Origin of the sequence: Flavobacterium kingsejongi (genome assembly GCF_003076475.1) — a bacterium.
GTDB classification, from domain to species: Bacteria; Bacteroidota; Bacteroidia; order Flavobacteriales; family Flavobacteriaceae; genus Flavobacterium; species Flavobacterium kingsejongi.
Genome location: NZ_CP020919.1, coordinates 1,062,641 through 1,078,811 on the forward strand (window position 1 = coordinate 1,062,641; position 16,171 = coordinate 1,078,811).

14 protein-coding genes are annotated in these 16,171 nt (G+C 38.2%); 4 read left to right on the forward strand and 10 right to left on the reverse strand.

What is annotated here, in order from left to right; all coding sequences use genetic code 11:
- The first annotated feature begins 68 nt into the window (after window positions 1-68).
- Window positions 69-1,217, forward strand: coding sequence for a DNA polymerase III subunit delta' (gene holB / locus FK004_RS04395; RefSeq protein ID WP_108736166.1), 1,149 nt, complete (start codon window positions 69-71; stop codon window positions 1,215-1,217).
- A 4-nt stretch (window positions 1,218-1,221) separates the two neighbouring features.
- A complete protein-coding gene (locus FK004_RS04400; RefSeq protein ID WP_108736167.1) occupies window positions 1,222-1,602 on the forward strand; it encodes a DoxX family membrane protein in 381 nt (126 codons plus the stop codon).
- On the opposite strand, the gene FK004_RS04405 is transcribed toward FK004_RS04400, so the two are convergent.
- The 7 genes from FK004_RS04405 to FK004_RS04435 form a co-directional block, all read right to left on the reverse strand.
- Window positions 1,565-3,889 (reverse strand): helix-turn-helix domain-containing protein, encoded by a 2,325-nt coding sequence (locus tag FK004_RS04405; protein ID WP_108736168.1) that lies wholly within the window; start codon window positions 3,887-3,889, stop codon window positions 1,565-1,567. The genes FK004_RS04400 and FK004_RS04405 overlap by 38 nt on opposite strands.
- A gap of 91 nt (window positions 3,890-3,980) precedes the next feature.
- Window positions 3,981-4,571 carry an OmpH/Skp family outer membrane protein gene (locus tag FK004_RS04410; protein WP_108736169.1) on the reverse strand — a complete coding sequence of 197 codons (591 nt, stop codon included), beginning with the start codon at window positions 4,569-4,571 and terminating at the stop codon, window positions 3,981-3,983.
- Window positions 4,572-4,836: 265 nt separating this feature from the next.
- Entirely contained in the window at window positions 4,837-5,652 is an 816-nt protein-coding gene (locus tag FK004_RS04415; protein WP_420358887.1) for a class I SAM-dependent methyltransferase, read from the reverse strand.
- A 69-nt stretch (window positions 5,653-5,721) separates the two neighbouring features.
- A complete protein-coding gene (locus FK004_RS04420) occupies window positions 5,722-6,174 on the reverse strand; it encodes a hypothetical protein (protein WP_157956029.1) in 453 nt (150 codons plus the stop codon).
- A gap of 92 nt (window positions 6,175-6,266) precedes the next feature.
- Window positions 6,267-8,138, reverse strand: a complete 1,872-nt coding sequence (gene mnmG / locus FK004_RS04425) for a tRNA uridine-5-carboxymethylaminomethyl(34) synthesis enzyme MnmG (protein ID WP_108736172.1) — start codon at window positions 8,136-8,138, stop codon at window positions 6,267-6,269.
- Between the two features lie 127 nt (window positions 8,139-8,265).
- The gene (gene ybeY / locus FK004_RS04430; protein WP_108736173.1) at window positions 8,266-8,685 is read right to left on the reverse strand and encodes an rRNA maturation RNase YbeY; all 420 of its coding nucleotides are present in this window, start codon (window positions 8,683-8,685) and stop codon (window positions 8,266-8,268) included.
- Window positions 8,678-12,004, reverse strand: coding sequence for a DUF4175 family protein (locus FK004_RS04435; protein WP_108736174.1), 3,327 nt, complete (start codon window positions 12,002-12,004; stop codon window positions 8,678-8,680). The genes ybeY and FK004_RS04435 overlap by 8 nt, the downstream gene beginning before the upstream one ends.
- A gap of 169 nt (window positions 12,005-12,173) precedes the next feature.
- Between FK004_RS04435 and gltX the strand changes: the two genes are divergently transcribed.
- Together gltX and FK004_RS04445 are read left to right on the forward strand one after the other, a co-directional pair.
- Entirely contained in the window at window positions 12,174-13,685 is a 1,512-nt protein-coding gene (gltX, locus tag FK004_RS04440) for a glutamate--tRNA ligase (RefSeq protein WP_108736175.1), read from the forward strand.
- A 105-nt stretch (window positions 13,686-13,790) separates the two neighbouring features.
- Window positions 13,791-14,795 carry an SPFH domain-containing protein gene (locus tag FK004_RS04445; protein ID WP_108736176.1) on the forward strand — a complete coding sequence of 335 codons (1,005 nt, stop codon included), beginning with the start codon at window positions 13,791-13,793 and terminating at the stop codon, window positions 14,793-14,795.
- A gap of 34 nt (window positions 14,796-14,829) precedes the next feature.
- Here FK004_RS04445 and FK004_RS04450 read toward each other — a convergent pair whose 3' ends face one another.
- The 3 genes from FK004_RS04450 to FK004_RS04460 are packed head-to-tail and all read right to left on the reverse strand — an operon-like array spanning window position 14,830 to window position 15,771.
- A complete protein-coding gene (locus tag FK004_RS04450) occupies window positions 14,830-15,072 on the reverse strand; it encodes a DUF6327 family protein (protein WP_108736177.1) in 243 nt (80 codons plus the stop codon).
- A complete protein-coding gene (locus FK004_RS04455) occupies window positions 15,073-15,426 on the reverse strand; it encodes a competence protein (protein ID WP_108736178.1) in 354 nt (117 codons plus the stop codon). It lies immediately after the preceding gene.
- A gap of 15 nt (window positions 15,427-15,441) precedes the next feature.
- A complete protein-coding gene (locus FK004_RS04460) occupies window positions 15,442-15,771 on the reverse strand; it encodes a YtxH domain-containing protein (RefSeq protein ID WP_108736179.1) in 330 nt (109 codons plus the stop codon).
- Window positions 15,772-16,171: the final 400 nt, after the last annotated feature.

Sequence of the window (16,171 nt, forward strand, 5' to 3'; positions counted from 1 at the left end):
CATCCTACATCCAAACCCGACAGCCTGATCCGTTGTATATCTACAGCTTTTTCTTTTATCTTTGCTTCATGCAGTTTTCAGAAATTTTAGGACAGGAATACATTAAAAAACACCTTACTACCAGTGCCGAGGCAGGCCGTATTCCGCATGCCCAGCTTTTTGTAGGGCCGGAAGGAAGCGGTACACTCCCTATGGCGATTGCCTATGCGCAATATATTTTATGCCAGAACACAGAAGGGGAAAATACAGGAGGAAATGAATCCTGCAACCTGAAATTCAATGCCGCTGCACATCCCGATTTGCATTTTATTTATCCTATTGCAACCAATGATGAAGTGAAAAGCCGCCCTACCAGTGCTGCTTTCATGAAGTATTGGCGGGAATTCATCACAACCACACCCTATGGAGGCCTTTTTGACTGGTACAAACTCATTGGCATCCAAAACAAACAAGGACAGATTGGTGTGGATGACGCGCTGGAAGTAGTAAAATCGCTTTCGCTAAAATCGTATGAAGGAGGCTATAAAGTCATGATTGTATGGATGGCCGATAAAATGAATATCGCTTCTGCAAACAAGCTATTGAAAATCATCGAAGAACCACCTGCAAAAACGCTCTTTATACTGATTTCAGAAAATGAAGAAGATATTATCCAAACGATTCGTTCCCGATGCCAAACGCTTCACTTTAATGGCCTTAGCGAAAGTGTAATCGCACAACAGCTGATCCAGCAAAAGGGTATGGAAGCTACGGCTGCCAAGAAAATAGCCCATCAGGCGCAGGGAAATTACACCAAAGCCCTGCACTTACTGCATCAGGATAGTGACGAGCTGCCTTTTGAGGAATGGTTTGTAATGTGGGTTCGTGCTGCCTTTCGGGCAAAAGGAAATGCTGCTGCAATCCAGGACCTGATTGTATGGAGTGAAAATGTGGCTGGACTGGGCCGTGAAGCGCAAAAAAAATTCCTGCATTTTTGTATTGAAATGTTCCGACAGGCATTGCTGCAGAACTATCAGACACGCGAGCTGGTTTTTATGGAGCCCAAAGTGGAAAAATTCAAACTGGAAAATTTTGCCCCTTTTGTAAATGGTGGCAATATCAATGACATTTTCAAGGAGTTATCCGATGCCATTTATCACATTGAGCGCAATGGAAATGCCAAAATTATACTGACTGATTTATCTATAAAATTGACTCGTTTAATCCATAAAAAATAAGACTATGAATTTTGCTGTACTTTTGGTTTTGCTGTTTTTAGCGGTTACTTTCTTACAATCCGGTTATGATAAGATCATGGACTGGCAGGGCAATATTGGATGGCTCAAAGGGCATTTTTCCAGTACTTTTATCCGGAATCAGGTACCTTCAGCATTAGGGGTTGTTTTGGTACTTGAAATGATCGCCGGGATTCTTTGCTTAGTGGGCGTAGTGGAAAATTTAATGGGCACTGGTACGGTTTTCGGGCTTTCCGCCTGCGTATTATCCTGTGTTACATTAGGAATCCTGTTATTCGGACAGCGTATTGCAAAAGATTACGACGGCGCGAGAACCATCGTAATCTACTTTATGCCTGCTCTTTTTGGGGTGTACCTTTTGCAATAAACTCCCGGGCTGCCCGATAGATTTTCAATTCATTCCAAGTAAATTCATCACCATACTTTTCCTTTAGCATTCCGGCTGAATGGTCTTCATTTTCGTCAAATATTGTTGCCAACACTGCAATCTTTGCCTCGGGAAGCATACGTTCTATGGGTATATCACCCGATGCTACCAATTTGACAAAATGACCGTATACTGTGGTAACCGAAAGCTTTCTTAACTGTGCAATCTGGTTTATATTTTTATGTTCTTTCCATAATTCCAACGACATCTCGACCGTCGTTTTCCGGGATTCTTTCGGGCTGGTGGTTTTATTTCGCGTTACTTCAATAGGAGCTTCGTTATCCTGACTTTCCTCTGGGCTTTCCAACAGATTTGAACTTTGCCTACCGGCATCACGAATTACCTTTAATTTCCAAGGTTTGTACATGCTGATTTCTTCGCTACGCACCGAATCCCGAGTTATTTCTTTGCCTGCCAATACCTGACGCAACATAAGCCGGGCACGCATCAGCTGCAAAACTGCCTCAATCTGCAGTTCTTCGATTTCAACAATTTCTTCATAAAAGGCCTTAACCTTTTTCTGGTTTTTTACTTCATCTTTTTTCTTTAGCAAACTGTACACGATCCCGTCCAGCGATTTAAAGAAATAAGTATAAGCCGCTTCTACCCTTTCTGCAATAAAATCCAGGTCAAAATCCTGTTTTCGGAAGAGTGATTCCAGCTGGTTCAGGAATTTTTGGGAGGGTTCTATCAACGTCCGAAAAGCATTTGCCTGCGCTGCACCCCATTTGGCATGTTTCATTTTTTCCGATTTGGATCCTGAAGTGGCATAGGTATTTTTATGCAGGTCCCACTGATCAGCCAAATCCCGCCATTCAAAGGCATTCCGGAGGTAATTGAACAAAAATACACGGGTTTCAATTCGAAGGGTTTGCTCGAGATGCCTGTCTTCCGTTTTTGTATTCGCATATTGCATCACGTCATCATCATTGCTAATGCCATTCATACGCATCTCAGAAAGCAAAATTAAGCCTCCTAATGAACGCAAACGCGAAAGAGCCACATAGGCCTGCCCAGGCGCAAAAACCTGCGATACATCGAGAATAGCTTTATCAAAAGTAAGCCCCTGACTCTTATGCACCGTGATTGCCCACGCCAGTTTCAATGGATAATGCACAAAAGTGCCTAAAACCTCTTCTTTTATTTCGCGGGTATTTTCGTCCAGCGAATACTTAATGTTCTGCCATTCATAACGATCCACCTCGATGGTTTTATCTTCCGCAGGAAAATAAACCCGTATTTCGCCTTCATACAAGGACTGGATTACTCCTGTTTTTCCGTTGTAATAATTTTTGTCCATCGACAGGTCGTTCTTAACAAACATAACCTGCGCCCCTACTTTTAATTCCAGTTTCATATCAATTGGAAACAGTTGGGCTGGAAAATCATCTGTAATCTCTGCTTCGTAACTATAGGCTTTAGCCTCGAGCAATTCGAGTTCTTTCGCATTAATCTCATCTGCCTTAGCATTATGCGTCGTCAACGTAATGTATCCTTTGTTTTTACGGGTATCAAAATTAGGCTCCACAAATTGATTGAGCACACTCAGGTCCTCTTTCGTGATCCGGTTATTTCGAAGGTTGTTCAAAACAGTAATAAAACGAGGATCTTTCTGACGGTATATCTTGGTTAACTCAATATATAACAATGGGTTATCCCGTATTACATGCGCGCTAAAAAAGAAAATGCTCTTATAATAATTTTTAAGAAAGGCCCATTCTTCCTGCTTTACAATTGGTGGCAACTGAAACAGATCTCCTATAAAAAGCACCTGAACTCCTCCAAAAGGCCGGTTGTTCTTGCGGAGGCTTTTTAAGACAAAGTCAATAGCATCCAGCAGATCGGCGCGTAGCATACTAACTTCATCAATAATCAACAATTCCATAGCATTAAAAATGGCCTTTCGCCTGGAATTGGTATGCATAAAGTGCCGGTGGAGCGTATTTTTGGTCTCAAATTTTACCCTGTCAAAACTGGGCGGATTAGAATATTCGGGAATAAATCCGGCAAAAGGCAATTGAAACATCGAATGTATGGTTACACCACCTGCATTCAGGGCAGCTATCCCTGTAGGTGCCACCACCACTACATTTTTATGTGTGGACTCAATTATTTTTCGCAATAATGTTGTCTTTCCTGTGCCGGCTTTTCCTGTCAGGAAAAGAGAACGCTGGGTCTGATTGATAAATTTCAGCGCATAATCAGCAGGCTCAATCGCATTTTCCATTTTAATCCTTAATTATCAGTATTATAATCTTTTATACAACTAAAAAATGCCTTCTTTAGGGAAGGCATTTTTTATGTTTTCAGCGCAGAAATTATTTTTTTTCTTCTTTCTTATCATCTGTTTTTAAGGCTTCCGGAGCAACTAAACGCCCATCTTTCTTAAACTTCTCGTTGATCGCTGTTACGACTTCTTCAGTAATATCATATTTGTCTTTAGCATAAAGGATCGTTGCTGATTCTCCTGTACCGTAGATGTAACCATATCCTTTTTGTTTGCCATATTCCTTGATGTACAATTTTACTGATTTTACCAGTGTATCCATTTCTGCTCCACTTTCACGTTGCAATTGTTGCATCATCGCTTGTTGCTTGTAGGTAAGTTCCTGCTCTCTTTTTTGCAGAGCAGCACCATTTTGTTGCGCCCAAGCTTGTCCGTTTGCTTGTGCATTTCTTTGGAAATTAGCAGCATCTGACTGGAAATTCTTGATTTCTAAATCAAGTTCTTTACCCATCTGTTCTGATTTCGCCTTATATTTTGCTTCAATGTCTTTTGCCTGTGTGTATTCATCTAATAATTTAGATGTATCGATATAAGCAGTTTTTTCTTCACCACTAACTTCTGTTTTCTTATCACAAGAAATAATTGTCAATGCAAGTGCAATAAATAAAATTGTTTTTTTCATTCTAACGGTTTCTGATTTAATTTTTGTAAATGTATAAAAAAAAGTTTCAAACTCATAAAGTTGTTAAATGTCATTTTTGGCAATAGAAAACAGGAATTAAACAGTTTTTATCTATTATAAGTATTTTTTATAATTATTAAAAACCCATAGCAAAAGCCTATAAAAATAGAGTTATTATAAAGCCTCCTGCTTAATTTTCTGATTTTAGACAGCAAAATACACATTGTGTCGCCAAAAAGTTGCTTAAAACGGCTGTATTTTATTTTTATTCGTTTTTAATTATATAAATATGGGATGAATACTCCAGATGCTCTTTTGCCTTACGATTGGATCTCCAGCCTGTAATAAAAGCCTGAAAAAAATTCATCTTCCCATTTTTATATTTTTCCGATAATAAACTAACGTAATATGCATCAAATTTCATCGGAAGGATTTTAATAACTTCCATATGTTGCAATGCAAACAATTTCCGGATGGCTGTTTTTGAAAAATGCCATAAATGTCTCGGCACATCAAAAGCTGCCCAATATTTTCCATAATGCTTTGCGTCATAAGAATTAAAATTTGGTACAGCCACAAACAGCGATCCTCCTTTTTTAAGCAATCTTTTTAATTCTATAATCTGATTGTCCGGATTCGGCACATGTTCTAAAACGTGCCACATTGTAATGACATCAAAAGAATCATCTTCCAGTTCGCTCAAATCGGATACAAAAGAAACGCCTTTTTGGACGGCACTATTTTTAGCTTTTTCATTAGGCTCTATTCCCACGGCATCCCAGCCATCTTTTAGCATATAGCTTAAAAAATCACCGGTTCCTGCTCCTATATCCAATATACGCCCTTTCTCTGTATGATAGCTATTAATAAGCGTACGTTTGTTTTTTAAGGCTATATTTTTAATAAAATGGTAAATTTTCTCAAAAAAAGAACGTTTACCATCTGTATGGGAAATATAATCCTCGCTTTCATAATACTTTGCCAACTCAGCACCCATTGGTTGCGGGGTCGTAATGAGCATATCAAGCGTTTCATTATGGTATAATTCAAATTGTTCTTTCGAAACAGAAAAATCTGTCACAGACAGATAGGGTTTTAAGCTTGTAGCGTCCACAGCGGTGCAAAAGTATTAATTAATAGTATACAGGCATTACTTATACCTGAGATATTCGTCTTTTAAATTTTTCAGGAATTTTATAGCGATATTTTCATATAATGAACCTTCTGCCAGGCAATCTTCATTGGAAGCATTAAGCATTGATATGGCAACAAATTTTCCCTGTGATCCTATTTTCATGTCTTGTGTTTCCTCCGTACTCACCATGAATTTAGAAATATCAATATATTTTTCTAATTCTGCATTGTCGTACATAATAATCTTATACCGGTTGGAATCGATCGTAACCCAAAATTCACGAGTATGATATCCTGCCAGACTGAATTTATTAGTTACAAATTGATCGAACGGTAAATTCCTGAGGTTATTTTCAAAAACAAAGGCTGTAATATTTTTTGTTTCATATACGTCCTTTCCATTGGTTGTTACTAAAATATAATCGTCGATTTGAATCACATTTCGCGTACTCACACAGGAAGTGAGCATAAAAAATAAAACTAAAACGGAAAGCATCCCTTTATTCATAGTAGTTCACAGAGTTTGTTTCACGTGAAACATTGTACAATAATTTATTTTACTTAGCGACCCATATAAATTAGCAATACAGAAATATCACTTGGTGCTACGCCACTAATACGGGATGCCTGAGAAATGGTCACAGGACGGATCTTGCTTAGTTTTTGCTTTGCTTCAATAGACATTGATTTAATTTTAGTGTAATCGAAGTTTTCAGGAATCTTTACATCTTCCAAACGGGTAAGCTTATCTGCATTATTTCGTTCTTTCTCGATATAACCCGAATATTTCACCTGAATTTCTGCTTGCTCTAAAATTTCCTGATCAACATCGTGCGTAGCAATATATTCTTTTACTTTTTCAAACTTCAGGATATCATCTAAGTTTATTTGTGGTCGGGAAAAAATCTTAAACATTTTATCCGACTGTAGCATTGGAGCAGTTTCTTTTTCTAACAGTATTGGGTTAGCTTCTACTTGCGTCACACTGGTCTCTTTGAAAAAGTTCACCATGGCTTCTGATTCTTTTAGTTTTTTCTCCATTCGTCTCAATCGTTTCTCTGAAGCAAAACCAATTTCGTGCGACATCGGCGTGAGTCTAAAATCGGCATTATCCTGACGCAGCAACGTTCTGTATTCCGCTCTTGACGTAAACATACGATAGGGCTCTTCTGTCCCTTTGGTAATCAAATCATCGATCAGCACTCCGATATAAGCTTCATCTCTTTTCAGAATGAATGGATCTTTTTCGTGTACTTTGAGATGTGCATTTATTCCGGCCATCAGTCCTTGCGAAGCAGCTTCTTCATATCCGGTAGTACCATTGATTTGTCCTGCAAAATACAATCCTTCTACCAATTTAGTTTCAAGAGTGTGCTTCAATTGCGTAGGCGGAAAATAATCATATTCGATCGCATAACCCGGGCGGAAAAATTTTACTTTTTCAAAACCTACAACAGAACGCAGTGCTTTGAATTGAACATCTTCAGGCAAAGAAGTAGAGAATCCGTTTACATACACTTCAACGGTATTCCACCCTTCCGGTTCTACAAAAAGCTGGTGTCGGTCTTTGTCTGCAAATCGATTGATCTTGTCTTCGATAGAGGGGCAATAGCGCGGACCCAGACTTTTTATCCTCCCGTTGAACATCGGAGAACGGTCGAAACCTTCTCTCAATATATCGTGCACCTCTAAAGAGGTGTACGTCATGTGGCACGATTTCTGAATTTTCAATGCGTGTGTCTCATCAGAATAAGAAAATTTATCCGGCTTTGCATCACCAGGCTCTTCCCTCATTTTGGAGTAATCCAGAGAACGCCCATCGACTCTTGGAGGAGTTCCTGTCTTCATTCTTCCGGCTTCAAATCCTGCATTCACCAAATCCTCGGTAATGCCGTATGCGGCACTTTCCCCTGCTCTACCGCCGCCAAATTGTTTCTCCCCAATATGGATCAATCCATTCAGGAAAGTCCCATTGGTGAGTATCACTGATTTCGATCGAATCTCAAGTCCCAGGGAGGTTTTGATTCCTTTTATCTTTCCATCTTCAATAATCAATCCCTTAACCATTTCCTGATAGAAATCAAGATTGGGTGTTGCTTCCAGCATCAATCGCCACTCCTCTGCAAAACGCATTCTGTCGCTTTGTACTCTTGGCGACCACATGGCCGGACCTTTGGATTTGTTCAGCATCTTGAACTGGATTGCCGTCTTGTCAGAAACAATCCCCGAATAGCCACCCAAAGCATCGATCTCGCGAACGATCTGTCCTTTGGCAATTCCGCCCATGGCAGGATTGCAGGACATTTGTGCGATGTTCTGCAGGCTCATGGTAACCAATAAGGTTTTCGACCCCATATTAGCGGCCGCTGCCGCGGCCTCAGAACCAGCATGACCCGCTCCGACCACAATCACATCATATATCTCTTGAAACATTTTCTTTTTGATTTAGGTTTTCCCAAACCCGATATGGGCTTGTTTTGCTTCGTTGTTCCACGTGGAACAACTGATTTTTTACTCTACATTTTTTATCCGATAACGCAGATAAAAATATTTTAGCTGTTTAATGTTCCACGTGGAACATGGCTATTTTTTCATCTTCTTTGCTTCGCATTAATGCTGCGTCAGCATCACTCTTATCCTTATAGCCGCTGTAGTGTAATATGCCATGCGCTAATACTCTTCTCAACTCCTCCTCAAATACTGTTTTGAAATCTACCGCATTGTCACGCACTCTTTCAACAGAAACAAAGATGTCCCCATTCAATTCGTTCCCTACAGAGTAATCAAAACTTATAATATCAGTGAGGGTATCATGATTCAGGTATTCCAGATTAATTTTATGGAGGTATTCATCATAACAGAAGATGTAATTGATTTCTCCTTCTTTCTTGTTTTCAGAAAGAATCACAGCGGACAGCCATTGCTCATAAGCAGGTTCGTTGTCCAGTTCAAAGTCGGTTTCGTAATTGAAATTAATCATTTTTCTTGAAATACAGTTGTACTTTTTTGTTATAATTTGGGCGCAAAGGTAAGCTTTGTCTATTTAAAATTTCTATACTATTCAAATAATCTTGTAACGCAGGACTCAACGGCACAGCTTGATTATTAAAATCTTTTTTATTCGTTTGAGACTGCCTCTTATTCTCTTCGCCTTGTTGTTGTATCGCATTGTCCAGTTTCAACAATTCATGATTCAGGTTAAGCATCTTTTGCAGCGTCTCATTTTTAAATCCTTTATTCAAAAGTTCCTTCTCAATCTCTTTCATCTTGTTTAAAGCATTCTGCCCACTACCACTCATTCCTTCTTTTTGTAGTGTTTTCTGTAATGCTTCTTTCAGTCGCTGTTGCTCTTTATAGATCTCAAAAACATCATTAGCTTCTCCTTCACCATCGGATCCATTTTCGCCTTTGTTGCCTTTTTCACCTTTACCTTTATTACCAGGCTCACCATTTTTACCTTCTTTTCCTTCCTTACCTTCTCCCTCTTTTTCGCCTTTCATTCCCTTCTTCATTTTCTCTCCAAGCTCGCCCTGCTTCTTAATGATATCCGGTAATTGCATTCCCTGACCTTGTCCAGGCTTAGGTTTGCCCTTACCCACACCCTGCATCTGCATTTGATTTTGCATTTGATTCAAGACTTCACTCAAAAAGTCGGCCAATTTATTTGCAGCTGTAATGGTGTATTGCTGGTGCGATACTCCTTTTGGAATCTGTGAATCCGCTAAGGTTTCAATTGACTTATCTAAATTGTAATGTACATTACCTACTTCAGAAGTGATGATCTCATCAATTTTAGGATTACGCAGTGACATCGCAAACAAGCTATCGTCCACGTGCCTGAATTGTAGTTTTAAATCCTGCTGCAATTTCAGGTTCTTATTGTACGAAGGGGCACCTCTTTTAGCATTCTTAAATCTACCCATCAGATCCTCCTGAGAAAATGAAAATGCTAAAAGGTTATCTAAAATCTGACGCAACATTTTTACATCTTCTTCTAATTGCTCTGCTCCTTCCATTGCCATTGCTTCCATCATTTTACCGCCCATTTTCTTCATCTTATCGGCAGCACTTTTTTGTTTTGCTTTGGCTTTACCTGAATCTTTTTTCTGCAATTCATCTACAGATTTTTGCATGTCTTCACTGATGCTCTTCTCCTCTTTCTCATCCGACGGAATATCCATTGGCGTTTTAAGGTCGTTATTCTCCTTGTCCAGATTTTTAAGATCTTCTTTAATTTTATCAAATTCCTTATTCAGATCCTGCTGTTCTTTAACTGCATTTTCTTTCTTATTTTCATCGGCAAGTTTATTTTCTTTTTCCGCTAATTTATTCAACTTGTCTGCTAACTGTTCCGCCTTTTTTTCTACATAAAAACGTTTCGTCAGCTCCACTAATTGCTCCAGGTTTTTATTTTGATCTTTCGATGCCTGTTTGAATTTATCAATTTTCTCAAACAGTTCTTCCTGATTAATTTTGTTAGTAAGTTCCTTTAGCTCGTCTAATAACTTTTGGTTTTTCTCGATTTCCTTATCTGCATTTTTAAGACGCTCCTTTAGCGCTTCCTTTTGTTCCTCTTTTTTATCGGTTTTGAACTTGTCCAGATTATATTCCAGTTTCTTTGAAAACTCCTTCATCATCTCTTCCTGTTGTTTCTGGCGTTTCAAAAATTCCTGTATTTTTTGTTGGTCTTTAAACTCAAGGCTATTCTTTTCCTTATTCATTTTTTGCAGCTTGTCCAATTCATTCATCTGCTTATCCTGATTTTTTAAAGACTTTTCGAGGCTATTAATATTGCTATTTTGCTCCTGCAATACTTTGTCTTCATTCTCTTCATGAGTTAATTCGCGATGTCCAAAAACAGTGGATTTTGTACTTTTGAAATTATGAAGCGCGTCATTATCGAATACCTCAAAATAATATTCATATACTATTCCATCATCTATCTTTAAATTCCCGGGTAATGTAAATACAAACTGATCGAATGCTTCATTTTTAATCGCAAGATTTGCCTTTCGTATTTGTTTCGGCTGATCTATAGGATAGAATACAATCTGTAATTTAGAAAGTCCATAATCATCGGATACCTGACCTACGACCAGGCTCTTTCCTGCTTTAATAGAATCAGGAATAGCATTGATTGTGATTGTAGGATACTGATCTTTGATAACTCCTACCTGGTAATTCAGTTTTTCATGATGTTTCACGTTAGAATTGGAGGTAAGGATTTGATATTCTGTATTTTGAGTAATATTTTTGGTCAATGTAAAGGTATTACCCTCATGTAAAAACTGGCTGCTGTGCTGAAAATCAGTCCATTCCACCTCTTTTGTGGTTTGTGTCGCTAACTTCCAGGTAATCGCAGTACCCTCGGGAACAATTGCGTTCCCTGTTCCTTTCACAACTTCTGGTTTCTTATTCAGATATGCGGGATACCGAAGCAGCATTTCAAAATTGGCAATTGTAGGAACCGCAATAACTTTAAGCTCATAATCCGGGGATGCTACTGTATTTGCCTCCACGTGGAACATTATGTTAGCAACTGGTTTTGTAAAACGATATTGAAAAACACCGGGTTTTACATTCTCCAGAAAATAACTTTCATTATGAATATAAATCATCGCATTCTCCGGGATAACACTGCCCGTCGCTTTAAGCTGTAATACAAAATCCTCCCCTTGCTCTGTTTTCAAATCCCGGTTTAAGATTACAAACTGAAAAGGAGCTGGTGGCGTATAGCGATTCTGATAATGTACCACCCGATCAAGGCTGTTGGTAATTATGCCACTATTGCCCGATACCATAAAAAACAACAACAGCAATAGCGGAATACTCGCCCAAGGCAGGTACTTCCGATTCTGCTTAAAGCTTACTGCATTTACAAAAGGGATGGGTTTTAGGTTATTTGCTTTTTGTACTATGGAAGCAACTAAAAGTTCCGACTTCTCATCATGCCTTGAAAGCTGCAGGAAGTTAGTAAGACGGTCATTAATTTCCGGAAAGTGATTTCCAATAATCCGGGAAGCGGTATCATAATCAATCCCCTTTTGGAGCCGGAACAATTTAAAAACAGGAAACAATATGACTCGTGCCAGCAGTACAAGTTCAACTGCGATAAATACCCAAAACAATACTGTACGTCCGATCGATGGTAACCACAGAAAGTATTCTACCAGCAAAGTGATAATAAAATACAATACTCCGAGACCAATGAAAAAAATAAGACCTTTCAGTAATTCGTTGGAATAAAACTTCCTAATAAAAGCTTCCAGCTTTTTAAAAATGATATTTTCTGCTTCCAAAATTGCTCAATTGTTTATAACCGATAAATGTACGATTTTATCTGATTAATTAAAATCATCCGAAATCCAGATGTTAAGCACTTAAAGCAGCGAATTTTAGCATACGGGCAGAAGATTGTAGGTGATGAAATTTTGAAATTAGTATCTTTGTTGGATAAATTATCAAGAAATGTCGAAGCAAGTTCGCGTGCGTTTTGCACCCAGCCCTACAGGTCCTTTACATATTGGTGGCGTAAGGACCGCATTATTCAACTATCTGTTTGCCAAAAAACATGGTGGTGTATTCTATCTGAGAATTGAAGACACCGATCAAAATCGTTTTGTTCCGGGTGCGGAAAACTATATCCTGGAATCCCTGGAATGGTTAGGCATTGCTCCGGATGAAACAATTGGTAAAAACGAAAAATTTGGCCCTTACCGCCAGAGTGAACGAAAAGAGCTTTACAAACAATATGCCGATCAACTGATTGCAACCGGCTGGGCTTATTATGCTTTTGACACAGCAGCTGATTTGGATCAGTTGCGAAAAAATGAAGAAGAACAAGGAAAAACTTTTATCTATAACCATCATAACAGAGAAAAGCTGGATACTTCGCTTTCAATAAGTCAGGAAGAAACGGCTAAAAGAATCGCTGCAGGCGAAGAATTTGTAATTCGTTTTAAAACACCAGTAGACGAAATCCTGCACCTTAAAGACATTATCCGTGGTGATGTAAAGTTCGATACCAATTTGCTGGACGATAAAGTACTTTTTAAAAGCGATGGCATGCCGACGTATCATTTGGCAAATATCGTGGATGACCACCTGATGGAAACCTCACATGTTATCCGTGGTGAAGAATGGCTTCCTTCTATGCCCCTACATGTTTTACTGTACCGTGCCTTTGAATGGGAAGCTCCGGAATTTGCCCACCTGCCACTGATTTTAAAACCGGTTGGAAATGGAAAACTTTCCAAAAGGGATGGCGACAAGCTTGGTTTCCCCGTATTCCCATTGGAATGGAAAGATCCGAACAGCGGAGAAGTTGCCTCAGGCTATCGTGAAAAAGGATTTCTTCCAGAAGCGGTTATTAACTTTTTGGCTTTATTGGGTTGGAGTTCCGGTAATGACCAGGAATTATTTACTCTCGATGAACTTGTTCACTTTTTTGACCTGGATCGCGTTCATAAAGCCGGGGCAAAATTTGACCCTGAAAAAAACAAATGGTTCAACCACCAGTATTTCCAACGCGAAGACAATGCCCTTTTAGCGAAAAACCTGAATCATATACTATTGCAAAAAGGAATAAACAGGCCTATTGAAGTTATTACTGAGATTGTTGGCCTTGTAAAGGAACGTGCCACATTTGTACAGGAATTATGGGAACTATCTGATTTTTTCTTTGTAGCACCTACAAGTTATGATGAAAAAGCGATCAAAAACTGGAAACCAGAAACTGCTGAATTAATGCAGCGCCTGATTGGAGTCCTCGAAAATACACTTGACTTTACAGCTGTTCCTTTAGAAACAACAATTAAAGCCTGGATGAGCGAAAATGAGATTGGAATGGGCAAGATCATGCAGCCGTTGCGTTTGAGCCTCGTAGGCTCTTTAAAAGGCCCTCATTTGTTTGATATCATGGCCGTGATTGGAAAAGAAGAAACCATACAACGTATTGAAAGTGCTATCGCCGCATTATAAATCATTCATCTCTGATTAAATAATAACCTTCCCGAACAGGAAGGTTTTTTTATAACAATAAATTACGTATATTGACCAAATTAAACAATTCATAAAAACAAAATTATGACACCAAACATTCCATTAATTTTATTATTCATTGTAGGGCTATTTATCTTCCTGTCCTCTTTCTTTACTGTAAAGCAGCAAACCGCTGTTGTAGTAGAACGCTTTGGAAGATTTCTTAGTATCCGTAACTCCGGTTTACAACTTAAAATTCCGATAGTCGATAAGATCGCAGGAAAGATCAATCTAAAGATCCAACAGCTTGATGTAATCATTGAAACAAAAACGAAAGAAAATGTGTTCGTTAAGATGAAAGTATCGGTACAGTTCAAAGTAATACAGGACAAAGTATATGAAGCTTTTTATAAACTGGAATATCCACACGACCAAATTACTTCGTATGTATTTGACGTAGTTCGTGCCGAAGTACCAAAATTAAAGCTGGATGACGTTTTTGAACGTAAAGATGATATTGCTATTGCGGTAAAAAGAGAACTTAATGAAGCGATGACTACCTATGGATATGACATTATCAACACATTAATTACCGACATTGATCCGGATATCCAGGTTAAAAATGCGATGAACCGTATTAATGCTGCCGACCGTGAGAAATCCGCTGCAGAATATGAAGCAGAAGCTGGAAGGATTCGTATTGTTGCTAAAGCAAAAGCAGAAGCAGAAAGCAAAAGACTTCAGGGACAGGGTATTGCTGACCAAAGAAGAGAAATTGCAAGAGGTTTGGTGGAAAGTGTTGATGTATTGAATAAAGTGGGGATTAACTCACAGGAAGCTTCTGCATTGATTGTAGTAACCCAACATTATGATACTCTACAGGCAATTGGTGCAGATAGTAATTCCAATTTGATTTTGCTCCCTAACTCCCCTCAGGCTGGCAGTGACATGCTAAATAATATGGTTGCATCGTTCACAGCATCGAACCAAGTGGGTGAAGCCATGAAGAGAGGCGCAAAAAAGAATCCGCCAAGAGAAAATAGAAATGATTTTATCAAGCCATCTGACAATCCGTATACGGAACCTACAGATGATCCGGATATCATTTAATACCAAAAAAAGAGGCTCATATAGAGCCTCTTTTTTATTTAAATATCTTTTTGAGCAAATAGGTTAAGCCCATACTTTTGACGGGTCCTGGAATAATGCCTAAAAGCCGGATAGCAGCTTTAGGGACACTCCCAATCATATTCATTGGGGCTAAATTATCTTTGGTATCGTCAAAGCTTCTAACGAGCTTATGGTATGCGAGATCCTTTTCCATTTTAAGAATTTCCAAATCCCTGTTGATTTCATCGTATGTTCTATATGTCTTACTTTCCATCATTTAGTACTTTTTTAAAAATATTTTTGAAAATTTTTCTAAAATCGGACCTTCAACAATCTTGTCCTGAACTTTATATATTACAATAGAAACGATAAGATAAATTGCTCCTACGATAAAAAATCCCCAGGCAAAGTTATCCAATGCATACCCTATAGCTAAAGCTAATGCAATTGAAAAAAATATGGTAACAATCAACAGCATAATGCCTAACAAAAACATTTTAAGCATCATTGTCGTTGACTTCATCAGGATTTTAAAACTCCAGAGTTTATAATATTCGACATTTACATCGATAAACTCCTTTGCCTGTTCATGCAAATCCCCTGCACTTTCTTTTATTTTTTCAAATCCCATAAGCCTGATTTAATATTATTTCTTTGCTGCTGCGGCTGCTTTTTTCAAGTCTGCCAATTTATTCTCCAATGTAGCAATAACATCTTCAGTTTTATCATCAACATTAGCAACTAAATCATCGAAGGTAGCTTCTAAATCTAATTTCGTTTTTTGAGCTTTCATTTTTAAAGTGTCAGCCAAACTATTGAATTTATCTTTTAGTTCGTCTTTCGATTTATCATAACCGTCTTTAATTTTTCCTCTTGTTTTTGAACCTTTATCAGGAGCAAATAAAACTCCTATTCCAGCACCGATGGCTGCACCTACTAAAATTGCTCCGATAGCTTTTCCTGCGTTATTTGACATAATTGGTAATTTTAAAAGTTAATATTGGGTTTATTATTTTAAAGATACATTTAATCTTAACATATTGCTGTTAATAACTCGTTAAACTAAAATAACTAAATTAAACCCATACGTTCTACTCTTACTCATTCTATGTCTCTCGCTATCGATTTTTAAAGTGACCGGAGTGACCGGAGTGACCGGATTGTATACTATTACAGAATAAGAATTGAAGCAAAATAAAATTACCAATTAGAAATCTTCAATTAGTATCAAAATCGATATTTAAACCTTTAACAATGTGTAATCGAAAACAAAAAATTAAAATAAAGAGCACTAAAAGAGAAATAACAAGATAATGGCTACCAATATGGATTTTATAAAATAATCCATTAGCGGTAATTTATAGCGATCTATTTTA

Bases quoted from the DNA above. Each gene is read 5' to 3' on its own strand.
- FK004_RS04450 (WP_108736177.1), bottom strand. From the start codon at position 15,072: ATGATGGAAAGTAAGACATATAGAACATACGATGAAATCAACAGGGAT.
- FK004_RS04400 (WP_108736167.1), top strand. From the start codon at position 1,222: ATGAATTTTGCTGTACTTTTGGTTTTGCTGTTTTTAGCGGTTACTTTC.
- ybeY (WP_108736173.1), bottom strand. From the start codon at position 8,685: ATGATTAATTTCAATTACGAAACCGACTTTGAACTGGACAACGAACCT.
- FK004_RS04410 (WP_108736169.1), bottom strand. From the start codon at position 4,571: ATGAAAAAAACAATTTTATTTATTGCACTTGCATTGACAATTATTTCT.
- FK004_RS04455 (WP_108736178.1), bottom strand. From the start codon at position 15,426: ATGGGATTTGAAAAAATAAAAGAAAGTGCAGGGGATTTGCATGAACAG.
- FK004_RS04460 (WP_108736179.1), bottom strand. From the start codon at position 15,771: ATGTCAAATAACGCAGGAAAAGCTATCGGAGCAATTTTAGTAGGTGCA.
- mnmG (WP_108736172.1), bottom strand. From the start codon at position 8,138: ATGTTTCAAGAGATATATGATGTGATTGTGGTCGGAGCGGGTCATGCT.
- FK004_RS04405 (WP_108736168.1), bottom strand. From the start codon at position 3,889: ATGGAAAATGCGATTGAGCCTGCTGATTATGCGCTGAAATTTATCAAT.
- FK004_RS04445 (WP_108736176.1), top strand. From the start codon at position 13,791: ATGACACCAAACATTCCATTAATTTTATTATTCATTGTAGGGCTATTT.
- holB (WP_108736166.1), top strand. From the start codon at position 69: ATGCAGTTTTCAGAAATTTTAGGACAGGAATACATTAAAAAACACCTT.
- FK004_RS04420 (WP_157956029.1), bottom strand. From the start codon at position 6,174: ATGCTCACTTCCTGTGTGAGTACGCGAAATGTGATTCAAATCGACGAT.
- gltX (WP_108736175.1), top strand. From the start codon at position 12,174: ATGTCGAAGCAAGTTCGCGTGCGTTTTGCACCCAGCCCTACAGGTCCT.